Here is a 13,701-nt window from a genome sequence, read left to right as displayed (position 1 = left end):
CCACCGCGGCGAAACCAAGAGGTAGATTTCATGAGCAAGATCAAGGTTGCAAACCCCGTTGCCGATCTCGACGGCGACGAGATGACCCGTATCATCTGGCAGCTGATCAAGGACAAGTTGATCCATCCCTATCTCGATCTGGAAATCGATTATTTCGACCTCTCTGTGGAACACCGCGACGCCACCGCCGACAAGGTCACCGTCGATGCGGCCAATGCGATCAAGAAATATGGCGTCGGCATCAAATGCGCGACGATCACGCCCGACGAAGCGCGCGTCAAGGAATTCAACCTCAAGGAAATGTGGAAGAGCCCGAACGGCACGATCCGCAACATTCTCGGTGGCGTGATCTTCCGCGAGCCGATTATCTGCAAGAACGTGCCGCGCCTGGTGCCCGGCTGGACGCAGCCGATCRTCGTCGGCCGTCACGCCTTCGGCGACCAATATAAGGCCACGGATTTCAAAATGCCCGGCAAGGGCAAGCTGACGATGAAGTTCGAGGGCGAGGACGGCACCATCATCGAGAAGGAAGTCTATAAGTCTCCGGGTCCCGGCGTCGCCATGGGCATGTATAATCTCGATGAATCGATCAGGGAATTCGCCCGAGCCTCGCTGATGTATGGCCAGATGCGCAAATGGCCGGTCTACCTGTCGACCAAGAACACCATCCTCAAGGTCTATGACGGCCGCTTCAAGGACATTTTCCAGGAAGTCTTCGAGACCGAGTTCAAGCCGGAATTCGACAAGCTCGGCATCGTCTATGAACATCGCCTGATCGATGACATGGTCGCCTCGGCGCTGAAATGGTCCGGCGGCTACATCTGGGCTTGCAAGAACTATGACGGTGACGTCCAGTCCGACACAGTGGCGCAGGGTTTTGGTTCGCTAGGCCTCATGACCTCCGTGCTGCTGACCCCGGATGGCAAGACCGTGGAAGCCGAAGCCGCCCACGGCACCGTCACCCGTCACTATCGCCAGCATCAGAAAGGTCAGGAAACCTCGACCAACTCGATCGCCTCGATCTTCGCCTGGACCCGCGGTCTCGCCCATCGCGCCAAGCTCGACGACAATGCCGAACTGGCAAAATTCTGCGCAACGCTGGAAAAGGTCTGCGTCTCGACCGTCGAGTCCGGTTTCATGACCAAGGACCTGGCGCTGCTCATCGGTCCTGACCAGCCGTGGCTTTCCACCACAGGCTTCCTCGACAAGATCGACGAGAACCTGAAGAAGGCGATGGCAGCCTGATCTGCCGCACATCGTGACTGCAAAACCCGGCCTCGTTGGGAGCCGGGTTTTTCTTTCTCTCGGATCTGATGCTCGCGGGCCGCAACCGGCAGCGGCGTCGATATCTTACCTGCTCCGGTGACGGAGCAAGATGTTCGGTCCTCTGTTTTCGGGGCTCTTTATCACTGCAGCAACCGCAGCATATTCAGCGGCGTGGCATTGGCTACGCCGAGCGCCGTGCTGGCAAGCGATTGCTGTACATCGACAGCCTTGATCTTGGACGCTGCCTCGTCGAGATTGGCATCCACCAGCCGCCCGACGCCTTTATCCTGCGTATCCTGCAGGTCCACGACGAAGGAGCTCTGCATCTTGATGCGCGAGGCGAGCGAGCCGAGGCCGGCGGCGGCATCGGTCATGGCCATCAGCATCCGCTCGGTCACACCGAGCATTTCGTCGACCTGACCGGCGGTGGTGTTCTGGTCGAGCTTGAATTCGGTATGGGCCGGCGTGTTGCGGCCTTTGATGATCACCCAGTCGGTGGAGGCGCCCTCGGCGGCCGCATAGGCTGCATTGGTCAGGATGCCGCCCTGGCTGTTCTCGTCGATCAGATGGTTGGTGCCCACCGCGTTGATCATTGAATAAGTCAACAGCTTCACAGACACCGTGCCGTCGCCATTGCGGCTGAATGAGCCCACAACCTGATGATCCTGGTCGTCGGCCGCACTTGTCCGGTCGAGCCAGTTGACGCCGTTGAACTGGGAGGAATCGACGATCGAATAGAGCTGCTGGCGCAACTCGGTCACTTCATTGTTGATCTTGACCTTGTCGACGCCGGCCTCGCGGGCGTCGACAAGTTTGTCCTTGATCTGCTGCACCACCCAGATGGCATTGGTCATGCCGTTATAGGCAACGCCCACGGCAGCCTCGCCCATGCCGAGTGAATCCTGCGCAGCGGCCAGCGCCTTGTTGTCGGATTTCATCGTGGTCGCGATCGACCAATAGGCCGTATTGTCCTCGGCGGTCTTGACCCTCAGGCCGGTGCTGAGCTGCTGCTGGGTAGAAAGACGTGTAGCGTCGATCTGTCGCAACTGCGCGACGGCGCCAATCGCGCCCGCGTTGGTCATTATGCTGGTCATGGCGACTTCCGAACTCAATACTTGGACGATACAAATGCCTGACTGTCCCGGATTCCGTCGGCTGAGCGTCATGCAACGATCGGCGGAAACTTATCCGGTATGGTTAATATAGGATGCAGGGACATGCTTAAGACCGGGTTAAATGGAGGACGGGAAAATGGAAAATTGCCGAATTTCAAGCTCCTTCAATGTCGCCTGATTGACAAATTTATCGATAATTACAGTCACTTATAGGATAATTACGAACCGGATTCGACGCGCCGGAAGCGAAAGGGAACCAAGAAATGTCGAAACGGCTGCGTGAACCGGAGGAACAGCGGGCACATGCTCGCGGCTGCCTGCTTGGTCAGCTTGCGGGTGACGCTCTCGGCAGCCTGGTCGAGTTCCAGAGCGCGGAGCAGATTCGTGAGAGCTACCCGAATGGCGTGCGCCTGCTGGCCGACGGTGGCTGCTGGAGCACCATAGCCGGCCAGCCCACCGATGATTCGGAGATGGCGCTGGCGCTCGCTCGCACGCTTCTCGAACACGGTGCTTACGTCCAGGATGCTGCGCGCGATGCCTACCGGGCCTGGCTCGATTCCGTTCCCTTCGACGTCGGCATGACGACGTTCAACGGGCTAAGATATATGCCTGATCATGAAAGCCAGGCCAATGGCGCGCTGATGCGGATCAGTCCGCTCGGCATTTTCGGCGCCATTCGCCCGGTTGACGAGCTCGCCGAATGGGCGAGGCGGGATGCCTATATCACCCATCCCAACCGCGTCTGCGTCGACATCAACGTGCTTTTCGTGCTGGCGATTGCACATGCCATTGCCGCGCCGGTGACCGCGGAGGAACTTTACGGAATGATCGACGGCTGGTCTGCCGAATGGTCGGTCAGGCCAGAGGTGCGCGAGGTAGTTCGCGCCGCGCGCCACGCGCAGCCGCAAGACTATATCACCCATCAGGGCTGGGTGCTGATCGCTTTCCAGAACGCGCTCTGGCAATTGCTGCATGCGCCCAGCCTGGAAGAGGGAGTCGTCGACACGGTGATGCGTGGCGGCGATACGGACACCAATGCCGCGATTTGCGGTGCCCTGCTGGGTGCGGTCCATGGTCATGGCGCCATTCCGGCGCAATGGGAGACGAAAATCCTCACCTGCCGGCCGGAAAAGGGCAGGCCCAATGTCCTGCGCCCGCGGCCATCCATCTACTGGCCCGTCGACGCGCTCGACCTGGCCGAGACCCTGCTCGAAGATTGACCGGCGACCGCATGACCCATCTCGCCATCCTCATTCTCGGCGGCTATGGCATCTTCGGCGGCCGTCTCGCCGATCTGCTTGCCGATGATCCACGGCTGACGCTGATTATCGCCGGTCGCTCGCTCGACAAGGCTCGGGCTTTTTGCCAGGGACGGACCGCTACGGCCCGGCTGGTACCGGCGGCGCTCGATCGCAACGGCGACGTCGAGAGATCACTTGACGAGATGCGGCCCGATATCCTTGTGGACGCGACCGGCCCGTTCCAGGTCTACGGTGATGATCCCTACCGCTTGGTCAAAGCCTGCCTGCGCCGTGGCGTCCACTATCTCGACTTCGCCGACGGGAGCGCCTTTGCCAGTGGAATGCGCGGCTTCGATGCGGAGGCCAAGGCGAAAGGCCTGTTCGTCTTGTCGGCGGTCAGCAGTTTCCCGGTGCTGACGGCAGCCGTCGTCCGCCATCTTGGCGCGGATTTCGCCGCGGTCACCGATGTCGAGGCCGGCATCGCGCCATCGCCTTTCGCGGGCGTCGGGCCGAATGTCATCCGCGCGATCGCAAGCTATGCAGGTCGGCCGCTGCAGTTGCGCCGAAATGGTCGGTCGCAGACCGCTTTTGGAATGACCGAGTCTCGGCGCTTCGTCATCGCCGTACCCGGGCATCTGCCGCTCCATTCCCGACGTTTCTCGCTCGTCGATGTGCCCGATCTCCGGATGATTCCCGATGCCATGCCCGAACTGCAATCGATCTGGGTCGGTGCCGCACCGGTGCCTGAGATTTTTCTGCGTGCGCTGAATGGCCTCTCCGCGCTGGTGCGGCGAAAACTCTTTCCGGGGTTGTTGTGGCTGGCGCCGCTCTTCGATTTCGTCATCAACCACTGCCGTTGGGGCGAGCATCGGGGCGGCATGTATGTCGCTGCGGATGGGATAGGTCGGGACGGCAAAGCACGCCGCGCCGAATGGCATCTGCTTGCCGAAGGTTCTGACGGACCGCTCATCCCGTCGATGGCGATTGCGGCCATCATCGGCAAGGCTTTGGCCGGCGCAATGCTGCCACCCGGCGCCCGTGTCGCCACGGAGGCGCTGGAATTGGCCGACTACGATGCCGTCTTCGCTGGCCGAACGATCCATACCGGCATCCGCGTGCCGATGGCCCAGGCAGAGCCGCTTTACCGTCGCGTGCTGGGTTCGGCCTGGGAACATCTGCCGCAACCGATCCAGGACCTGCATTCGGTCGCGGACGAACGGCATTTTTCCGGGCGCGCCGCAATCGATCGCGGCAAGGGATGGATCGGGCGCCTGCTTGCAGCATTCTATCGCTTCCCGGCAGAAGGCGCGGACGTCCCTGTCGCTGTGACGCTCAAACGGCAGGACGACGGCGAACGCTGGCAACGCAGTTTTGCCGGAAAACTATTTTCCAGTTGGCAATATGAGGGCCAAGGCAGAGGCCGCCATCTGGTCGAAGAGCAGTTCGGCCCCGTCACCGTCGGCCTCGCGCTCGTTCTCAACGACGACCGGCTGAACTATGTCGTGCGGCGATGGTCATTCCTGGGCATTCCGATGCCACGCTTCTTGGCGCCCTGCGGCACGACCTTCGAATATGTCGCGCAAGGCCGCTTCCATTTTCATGTCGAGATCGCCCATCCCTGGTTCGGCCTCATTGTCCGTTATCGCGGCTGGCTTGAGGACGCACTAAAGTCGCCGGCGAATTGCGAGGCCGCGCCCGACCGGAAAGATGTATAATACCAGTCTGTATCGAGTGTGGGCTGCCACAATCGATACAAGGGGGTGACAGACTTCCACAGCCGGCCGGCTGGCTTCGATCTTCGAGCCGGTTGTCAAACGGCTACCAAGCTCGATCATTGCAAAAGCACGTGTGGAAGCTGGTAGCGCGGCGAAAAACCCAGTCCTCAGGCCAGGGCCGCGTTTGGCGGCTCGGCTGGACCTTTTGATTTCGCAACGCCTCGCACAAAATCGTCGACAAACGAGGCGAGTGACGCCCAATCGGTGAACTCGTAATCGCGGCTGGAATCCACCGGGGCGCCGCGACTGTCGGCAAGTCGGCGCGCCATCCAGCGCTTGAAAAAGTCATATTCGATATAGCGCAGCGCACCTGCAGCGTGATGGACGAGCGTCGGCGACCAGCCGCTCTCAGCCAAAAGCCGTTCGGCAATCCCTTGTGCTTCGGTCCGTTCGTCTTCGTTCTGGCTGACGATCGACAGCGACACCGAGACGAAGGCGGACGGAACGGCATTGAGCCACTCAGCTTCGCGACGCACGAAATCCGCGAGCGCGGACGGGTAGCGGCTCGCATGGATCGGCGCGCAAAGGATGACGCCGTCGGGCTGTTCGAGCGTATGTTCGTACATGTCCGAGATGTTCATGATGAGGACGCGGTCGCCGCCGTTTTCGATCGTACTGGCGATCGTCTCAGCGATCTTGCGCGTCTGGCCTTCGACGGTCGTATAGGCGATGAAATATTTCATGAGCCTGTCTTTCACGTTGATCGGCAGCTTGCGCTTGAGGCCTGCCTTCGGCTTTGACGGAGATCAATCACCCGTCATTTTTGTGAAATCGCGCAAGCCCCAGCATTTTGTCCCACGCCTGCTGATAGTCGGATTGGGCGCCACAAGCCTGTGGGTAGCGTCCATTTCGCTCGCGCGATCAGGCGAATCCTTGCTATGACAGCGATTGGCGGACGACGAGGAAGGCAATGACGGCAGGCATCGATATGGGCAAGGGTTCGGGCGGCGAACGCTCGATGCTCGATCTTGAGGAATTGCTGGCGACGCGCCTCCTGGTGCAAGGCAATTCCGGGTCGGGCAAGTCGCATCTCTTGCGCCGCCTGCTCGAACAATCCGCCGGCTGGGTGCAGCAGGTGATCGTCGATCCCGAAGGCGATTTCGTCACGCTTGCCGATCGCTACGGCCATGTGGCAATCGAGGGCGAACGCACCGAGGCGGAACTCGTCGGTATCGCTGCTCGGGTGCGCCAGCATCGCGTCTCTTGCGTACTGTCGCTCGAAGGTCTCGACGCCGAAGAGCAGATGCGCATGGCGGCCATCTTCCTCAATGCCCTTTTCGATGCCGATCGTGATTTCTGGTATCCGGTTCTGGTCGTCGTCGACGAAGCCCAGCTCTTTGCACCGGCGGCAAGCGGCGAAGTGGCCGACGAAGTGCGGCGGCTGTCGCTTGGCGCCATGACCAACCTCATGTGCCGCGGGCGAAAGCGCGGGCTCGCCGGTGTCATCGCCACCCAGCGGCTCGCCAAGCTCGCCAAGAATGTTGCCGCCGAAGCCTCGAACTTTCTGATGGGCCGCACTTTCCTCGATATCGACATGGCCCGCGCCGCCGACCTGCTCGGCCTCGATCGCCGCCAGGCGGAAATGTTCCGCGACCTGCCGCGCGGCTCCTTCGTCGCCCTTGGCCCGGCGCTGACCAAGCGGCCGGTCAAGGTCGAGATCGGCACGGTCGAAACCTCCGCGCGGTCGTCGAGCCCCAAGCTGATGCCGCTGCCGGAGGCGAGTGCCGATGCCGCCGATCTGATCCTGACGCCGGATCCGGCCGAATTCGCCAGGCCGATCCCGCGCTACATCCAGCCGGCGCCGCGCCCGTCGACCGACATCATGGCCGAGCTATCCCGTCCGCGCTCCGAGGAAGCAGAACCTGTCGAGACGCGTCCAAAACGCGCTGAACTGACGCCGGAAGAGCGCGACGAATTGATCGCTGGCGCGCTTGCCGATGTGCTTGCCGGCGCCGACTCCGCCTTCCGCAGCGATGCCGAACTCTACCAGGATTTCCTTGTCCGCTGCCGCATCCGGCGGCTCTCGGGCACCACGGTATCGCTGCCGGATTTCCGCTTCCGGCTTGCCGTGAACCGCTCCGGCGCCGACGAGGAGATGCAGGCATCCGAAGCCTGGGGCAGGGCACTCGAGCTCAGCCATGCCGTCGCCGATGACCTCAAGGCCGTGTTCCTGATGCTCGCCAATGCCGCGCTATGCGGCCATCCATGCCCCTCGGACGCCGCTATCGCCCGTAGCTACGGCACCCATTCGGTGCGCCGCGCCCGCCGCCTGATCGGCTATTTCGAGGAGCAGAGCCTGGTCGTCGTCCACCAGGACCGCGCCGGTCACCGGATCGTCGCCTTCCCGGATCTCGGCGTCGAGACCGCACCGGGCAATCCGGATGCGCCCGAGGTTGAAGGCCGGCTTGCGGCCGAGTGAAACCCAAAACCATTGCAGACGAGACGCCGCTGCGTGTTGCGGCAGCCCCTTTTCCATTTACCAGTCAGCTGCTGGCGCGAAGTAGATCAACGTTGGCGACATCGCCGACGTAGGCAAACTGCGTGCCGCTAGCCTCCGCGGTGGGCGTGACTGCCTGCCAGTTGAATTTCGAGATTTATCCGTCCCCAGAACGCCGCATGCAGGCTCTTCTTGGCGGCTGCCAAGAAGAGCGATTTCGGCTTGCCGAGAAAAAGATATAAAAAGATATATCGAAATCTTGAAATCCAGAGTACGAAAAGATATATCGAAATCGTATCGAAACACGATTGGAGATATCAGATGTTTGGACATTTCAGAGGACGATGTGACCACGGCGGCCATGATCGCTTCGATTTTGCGCGACGGAGCGGCTTCGGCCATCCGTTCTTCAGCCACGATGAGGACAGCGGCTTCGGCCCCGGTCCTGGCGGGCCGTTCAGCCGCGGTGGGCGCTTCTTCGAACACGGCATGCTGCGGCTTGTGATCCTGGCGCTCGTCGCCGAACAGCCGCGCCACGGCTACGAAATCATCAAGGAGCTCGAAGAGCGGACATCAGGCCTTTACGCGCCGAGCGCCGGCGTCATCTACCCGACGCTGACGCTGCTCGAAGAAACCGGTGACATCGAGGTCCAGGCGACGGATGGAGCCAAGAAGCTCTATACCGCCACCGAAGCCGGGCGGGCGACACTTGAGGAAAATCGCAAAGCGATAGACGCAGTGTTCGCACGCTTCGAGGCGATCCGGTCAGCCGCCAAGCCGGAGCGCGATCCGCGCATCATGCGCGCCATCGACAATTTCCGGACGGCACTGGCGATGAAGGCGCGCAGCGGCAATCTCTCGACGGAGCAGATCAGCACACTGACGAAGCTGCTCGATGAAACCGCACGCAAGATCGAGGAAATCTGACCATTTCCTCGACCAAAGTCCCGGGCGCCCGGGACTTGCCATTATCGGGCAGCCGTCGAATCGTTTGGATAATAGAGCGACGGGCGCTTAATCGATCTCGATGCCCAGTTCCGTCCGCACTTTCTTCGTCAGCCCTTTTGCGACCAGCTTGTAGGACCGCCGGATATACGTTTCGAGATCGTCCCGTGGCAGTTCGGCCTTTTCCGCAACCGTTATCCATTGCCGTTTGGCGAAATAGGGTGCCTGCTGGATGTCATCCATGGCCGTGAGGATTTCGAATGTCTCCTCGGTGCATTTGAACACGATCTGCTCGCCGCGGCCACCCCATTGGCTGAGCAGCGTAAACACCTTGCCGCCAACCTTGGCGACCCGCGATTCCCACTGGTCGACGAATGTGACGCCGGCGAGCGATCCCGCAAACGCGTCGAACCCTTTCTTCTCGAACAGCGACATAGGACCTCCCGATTCTGTTTTATGTCAGCTTGGCGCAGCCACGACCCGTGTTCAATCGGAATCGAGATGCCGTCAGCCGTGTGCGACCTTCTCGTTGCGCGTCGCCCACATCGAGCCGAAAACGCCGGCCGCCAGCAGCGCCATGGTCACGCCAAGCGACAGCATCGGCGGGATCTTGGCGATGCCGAGCATGTCGGCAACGAAGATCTTCGAACCGACGAAGATCAGCACCGCGGCAAGCGCGTATTTCAGATAGGCGAAGCGATGCACCAGAGCGGCAAGTGCGAAATAGAGAGCACGCAGGCCGAGAATGGCGAAAATGTTGGACGTGTAGACGATGAACGGGTCGGTGGTGATCGCGAAGATCGCCGGGATCGAGTCGACGGCAAAGACGAGGTCGGCGAGTTCGACCATGATCAATGCCAGCAGCAGCGGCGTGATCAAGGTCTTCAGTCGACCCGACTTCGGGTCTGCCTCACGGACGGCAAATCGCTCGCCGTGCAGCTGTTGCGTTACCGGCAGATGCCGGCGCAGGAAGGTCAGCACCGCATTGTTTCCGAGATCGGTCTCATGGCCCGACGAAAACAGCATGCGAATGCCGGTGATCACCAGGAAACCGGCAAACAGATAAAGAACCCAATGAAAATTCTCGACGATCGCCGCCCCGCCGGCAATCATGATGCCGCGCAACACGATCACGCCCAGAATGCCGTAGAGCAGTACCCGATGCTGGTATTGGCGTGGGATGGCAAAATAGGAAAAGATGGTGGCGATGATGAAGATATTGTCCATCGCCAGCGATTTCTCGACCACGAAGCCGGTGAGATATTCAAGCGCCGGCTGCTGGCCGGATTGATACCAGACAAAGCCGCCGAACATCACGCCGACCGTGATATAGAAGGCGGAAAGCACGAGGCTCTCCTTGATGCCGATCTCGCGCGAACTCTTGTGGAGCACGCCGAGGTCGAGCGCCAGAAGGGCGAGCACGAGCGACAGGAACACGGCCCACATCCAGGCGGGCGTGCCGAACAGATCGAGATTAAGGAAGTGCATCAGTCAACCAGGACCGGGCGGCGGTTGGCTTGCAGGACCCGACATCACGTGATGCCCGGAATTCACGCCAGAGGGGCCCGGATCCTTGGTGCCCATCGCAATTGGGAAGCGTGCGATCGGCTTTCAAGGGCGGGGGCAGGAATTTCCCGCTCAAGACGTTGACAATTCTGAAACAAGCTCATAGAAGCCGCTCAACTCCGGGCCGCAATGCCCGGTGTTTCGTTTCTTTTGGCCTGCAAGCCGGAGGAAGCAGAGCATGTCCCGTGGCTTCTCCATTCGCGAATGCGAGAAACCTGTCAGAGGCGGCCGCAAGGCAGTCTCAGAGGAGGGCGTGTTTCCTTGAACAATAAGCGCGGTTTTTGACCGCTTGATAACAGAAAGGAAATACGATGAGCAAACGCGCATCGTCTAAGTACAAGATCGACCGCCGCATGGGCGAGAATATCTGGGGCCGCCCGAAGTCCCCGGTCAACCGCCGCGAATACGGCCCCGGCCAGCACGGCCAGCGCCGCAAGGGCAAGCTTTCCGACTTCGGCGTGCAGCTGCGTGCCAAGCAGAAGCTCAAGGGCTACTACGGCGATATCTCCGAGAAGCAGTTCCGCGCCACCTACGAAGAAGCGTCGCGCCGCAAGGGCGATACCCCGGAAAACCTGATCGGCCTGCTCGAATCGCGCCTCGACGCCATCGTCTACCGCGCCAAGTTCGTGCCGACCATTTTCGCGGCCCGCCAGTTCGTCAACCACGGCCACGTCAACGTCAACGGCGTGCGTGTCAATATCGGTTCCTACCGCTGCAAGGCCGGCGACGTGATCGAAGTGCGCGAAAAGTCCAAGCAGCTGGTTATCGTGCTCGAATCGGTCGGTCTCGCTGAGCGCGACGTTCCGGATTATATCGAAGCCGACCATTCCAAGATGAAGGCCACTCTGGCCCGCGTCCCCGGCCTCGCCGACGTTCCGTATCCGGTCATCATGGAACCGCATCTGGTCATCGAATTCTATTCGCGCTGATCCCTTTTCAGCCGATCAAGACGGAAAAAGCCGCCTCTCAAGGGCGGCTTTTTTCATGTTCCTTTTCGCGTTCTACACGGCGCCTCTCGTTTCGATCACGAAGGTTCGAACGCAAGTGATTTGAATCTTCGGAGATTTTGCGGATGCTGCGAGCCCACGCTGGTCTCTTGCCGAGAGACCGGTAGCCGAGGCATAACCGGATGGTTGGCGCTGAAATGAAAGAAGTCCATGATCCGCAATACAACCCGCTCCTGGGGCCTCGTCTCGGTTCTCTTCCACTGGATCATGGCCGCGCTGTTTCTCTGCCAGTTCGCGCTCGGCTGGTACATGGTCGGCCTGATGAACATCAAGGATGTGCTGGAGCAGTACAATCTCTACCAACTGCACAAATCGGTCGGCTTCACCATTCTGGGTCTGGCCATTCTACGCCTCGCCTGGGCGCTGACATCGAAACGCCCGAAACTGCCCGACACCATGCCAGGCGGCGAAAGGCAGCTGGCAAACGGCGCCCATGTCGCGCTCTATGTGGCACTGTTCGTCGTGCCGCTGACCGGTTGGGCTGTCGTGTCGACCTCGACGCTGCCGATCGCCACCTGGTATTTCCACCTGTTCGTCATTCCTTCGCTGCCGCTTGGCGTGTCGCGGAGCGCCGAACAGATGTGGACCAGCATCCACGGCTTTCTTGCCTATACCGCCATCTTCCTGGCCGCGGTACACATCCTCGCCGCGCTCAGGCATCATTTTCACCACAAGGACGCGATATTGCTCCGCATGCTGAGGCCCGGTTACGCGGGCAAGGAAGGCGCGCCCGAATAGACATACTGGAGTTCCCATGCTGAAATCGGCCGTTACCGCACTCGTCGTCGTCCTGTCGACCGCAACCGCCCATGCCGACGAGCTTTCAGACGTGGCGGGCCGTTACCGGGTCCTGTCATCATCGCATATCCATTTTTCCGTGGCCCAGGCCGGCGGCGCCTCGATCGAGGGCGAATTCCGCCAGTTCAAGGGCGTGTTCCAGATCGACAAGGCGATCGGGCGCTCGAAGGTGGAGTTTTCGCTGCTGCCGGCGAGCGTCACGGCCGCCGATCCGCGCATCGAGGAATTCATCAAGTCCGAACCGGTTTTCGACGTCGCCGAGCATCCGACGGTGAGCTTCAGATCCACCACCGTGGCACGCACGGGCGGCAACAGCGCCAGCATCGACGGCCAGCTCTCGGCCAAGGGCGTCACGCGACCGACGAAGTTTTCGATCACCTTCAAGGGACAGCAAGGCAAAATGCTGAAATTCCACGTCACCGGCAAACTGTCGCGCGCCATGTTCAACATGGATGTCGGCACGCCGATCTATTCCAACATGGTGGTGCTGGACATGGACCTGGTCGGGCAGAAGATGTGAAACGAATGAATCCCGTTGCTTCAGGCGAAATTCGACCTAGAATGAAAATTTCAACGAGGTAAAATCTTTTGAGCCAGTCGAAGAGCGATATCGATATCTTGGTATTGGGAACGGTGAATGCCCCGTACGCCCGGAAATTGGGTGGCGACGAGCTTGCAGAGGCAATTCTAAACTTGTCGCTGGYCAAGGAGGCGGCAGGGCCGGTATCGTCCTTCTTCTATGACGTTCCGGTTGCTTTGCAGAAACAGTTCGCGATCGCTCATGGCCTGTCTGAAGCGGCTTTAGCGCAATTGGCAGCGCAGTTCACGACATGGTCTGGTCAGCCTTGGCCAGGTGCCGCGGCGGCTTGATGCTGACGGACTGGTCAAAGCTTTTCGCAATCGCCTGCGATGTGATCGATCAGGTGAATTCCGAGTTTCCGATCATCGAGGAGTGGACGCTGGGCGGCGGCACGGCTTTGATGCTGCAAATCCACCACCGTCATAGCCACGACGTCGATATCTTTATTGAAGACGGGCAGTTGCTGGCTTTTCTTGATCCGAGGAAGGCAACTTTCCGCTTTGAAATCATGCCGAGAAATTACGGAGGAGATGGCAGCACATTTCAAAAGCTTGTCTTTGCGGAACTTGGCGAAGTCGACTTCATCGTCAGCCGTCAAGTCACATCACGCCCGTTTTCCAAGACTCTGATCGAAGGCCGGCAGATATTGTTGGAGACTGTCGGAGAGATTATCGCCAAGAAGATTTTCCACCGAGGTGCCAACATCACGCCGCGCGACATCTTCGATCTGGCTGCCGCCGCTTTTGTTTTTCGATCGGATGTGGACGCTGCTCTCGCCGATGTAGTCGAAAAAGTCCCATTGGCGATCGCGGCAATCGAAAGGCAAAATCGCGACTATCTCGAAAGTGTCATCAGTGATCTACAGATCTTGCCGTCGTTCGAACATTTGCAACATTCGGCGGTCGACCATGCTCTTGCGGTTCTTCGGAGCGCGGCCTCGAAACATCCTTGACGCATCGCAGCAATAGGCT

General features: G+C 60.2%; 14 protein-coding genes. 10 read left to right on the top strand and 4 right to left on the bottom strand.

The window, feature by feature from the left end; all coding sequences use genetic code 11:
• The first annotated feature begins 30 nt into the window (after positions 1-30).
• A complete protein-coding gene (locus AC1D06_RS17110; protein WP_477987133.1) occupies positions 31-1,245 on the top strand; it encodes an NADP-dependent isocitrate dehydrogenase in 1,215 nt (404 codons plus the stop codon).
• 161 nt (positions 1,246-1,406) lie between these two features.
• Here AC1D06_RS17110 and AC1D06_RS17105 read toward each other — a convergent pair whose 3' ends face one another.
• Positions 1,407-2,360, bottom strand: coding sequence for a flagellin N-terminal helical domain-containing protein (locus tag AC1D06_RS17105; protein WP_477878048.1), 954 nt, complete (start codon positions 2,358-2,360; stop codon positions 1,407-1,409).
• Positions 2,361-2,644: 284 nt separating this feature from the next.
• Here AC1D06_RS17105 and AC1D06_RS17100 point away from each other — a divergent pair, with 284 nt between their 5' ends.
• Both AC1D06_RS17100 and AC1D06_RS17095 read left to right on the top strand, forming a co-directional pair.
• On the top strand, positions 2,645-3,601 hold the full coding sequence (locus AC1D06_RS17100; RefSeq protein WP_477987132.1) for an ADP-ribosylglycohydrolase family protein: 957 nt from the start codon (positions 2,645-2,647) through the stop codon (positions 3,599-3,601).
• A gap of 11 nt (positions 3,602-3,612) precedes the next feature.
• Positions 3,613-5,337: an SDR family oxidoreductase gene (locus tag AC1D06_RS17095; protein ID WP_477987131.1), complete on the top strand. Its 1,725-nt coding sequence runs from the start codon at positions 3,613-3,615 to the stop codon at positions 5,335-5,337.
• 167 nt (positions 5,338-5,504) lie between these two features.
• Here the strand turns inward: AC1D06_RS17095 and AC1D06_RS17090 are convergent, their stop codons facing one another.
• Positions 5,505-6,080 (bottom strand): flavodoxin domain-containing protein, encoded by a 576-nt coding sequence (locus AC1D06_RS17090; protein ID WP_477987130.1) that lies wholly within the window; start codon positions 6,078-6,080, stop codon positions 5,505-5,507.
• Positions 6,081-6,307: 227 nt separating this feature from the next.
• Between AC1D06_RS17090 and AC1D06_RS17085 the strand changes: the two genes are divergently transcribed.
• Positions 6,308-7,816, top strand: a complete 1,509-nt coding sequence (locus tag AC1D06_RS17085) for an AAA family ATPase (RefSeq protein ID WP_477987129.1) — start codon at positions 6,308-6,310, stop codon at positions 7,814-7,816.
• 339 nt (positions 7,817-8,155) lie between these two features.
• On the top strand, positions 8,156-8,761 hold the full coding sequence (locus AC1D06_RS17080) for a PadR family transcriptional regulator (RefSeq protein WP_477987128.1): 606 nt from the start codon (positions 8,156-8,158) through the stop codon (positions 8,759-8,761).
• 87 nt (positions 8,762-8,848) lie between these two features.
• Here AC1D06_RS17080 and AC1D06_RS17075 read toward each other — a convergent pair whose 3' ends face one another.
• The gene (locus AC1D06_RS17075; RefSeq protein WP_477878054.1) at positions 8,849-9,214 is read right to left on the bottom strand and encodes an MmcQ/YjbR family DNA-binding protein; all 366 of its coding nucleotides are present in this window, start codon (positions 9,212-9,214) and stop codon (positions 8,849-8,851) included.
• A gap of 72 nt (positions 9,215-9,286) precedes the next feature.
• Positions 9,287-10,267 carry a TerC family protein gene (locus tag AC1D06_RS17070; protein WP_477987126.1) on the bottom strand — a complete coding sequence of 327 codons (981 nt, stop codon included), beginning with the start codon at positions 10,265-10,267 and terminating at the stop codon, positions 9,287-9,289.
• Between the two features lie 389 nt (positions 10,268-10,656).
• On the opposite strand from AC1D06_RS17070, the gene rpsD reads away from it, so the two are divergent.
• The 5 genes from rpsD (at position 10,657) to AC1D06_RS17045 (ending at position 13,682) form a co-directional block, all read left to right on the top strand.
• Entirely contained in the window at positions 10,657-11,274 is a 618-nt protein-coding gene (rpsD, locus tag AC1D06_RS17065) for a 30S ribosomal protein S4 (RefSeq protein WP_477878056.1), read from the top strand.
• Positions 11,275-11,502: 228 nt separating this feature from the next.
• Positions 11,503-12,090, top strand: a complete 588-nt coding sequence (locus AC1D06_RS17060; protein WP_477987125.1) for a cytochrome b — start codon at positions 11,503-11,505, stop codon at positions 12,088-12,090.
• A gap of 16 nt (positions 12,091-12,106) precedes the next feature.
• Entirely contained in the window at positions 12,107-12,670 is a 564-nt protein-coding gene (locus AC1D06_RS17055; RefSeq protein ID WP_477878058.1) for a YceI family protein, read from the top strand.
• 68 nt (positions 12,671-12,738) lie between these two features.
• Positions 12,739-13,020 carry a hypothetical protein gene (locus tag AC1D06_RS17050; RefSeq protein ID WP_477987124.1) on the top strand — a complete coding sequence of 94 codons (282 nt, stop codon included), beginning with the start codon at positions 12,739-12,741 and terminating at the stop codon, positions 13,018-13,020.
• Complete coding sequence (locus tag AC1D06_RS17045) at positions 13,020-13,682, top strand: nucleotidyl transferase AbiEii/AbiGii toxin family protein (RefSeq protein ID WP_477878060.1); 663 nt, start codon at positions 13,020-13,022, stop codon at positions 13,680-13,682. The genes AC1D06_RS17050 and AC1D06_RS17045 overlap by 1 nt, the downstream gene beginning before the upstream one ends.
• Positions 13,683-13,701 lie beyond the last annotated feature (19 nt).

This window comes from Rhizobium sp. P2_G2 (assembly GCF_056403555.1).
This window is presented reverse-complemented; position numbering and strand designations above follow the sequence as displayed.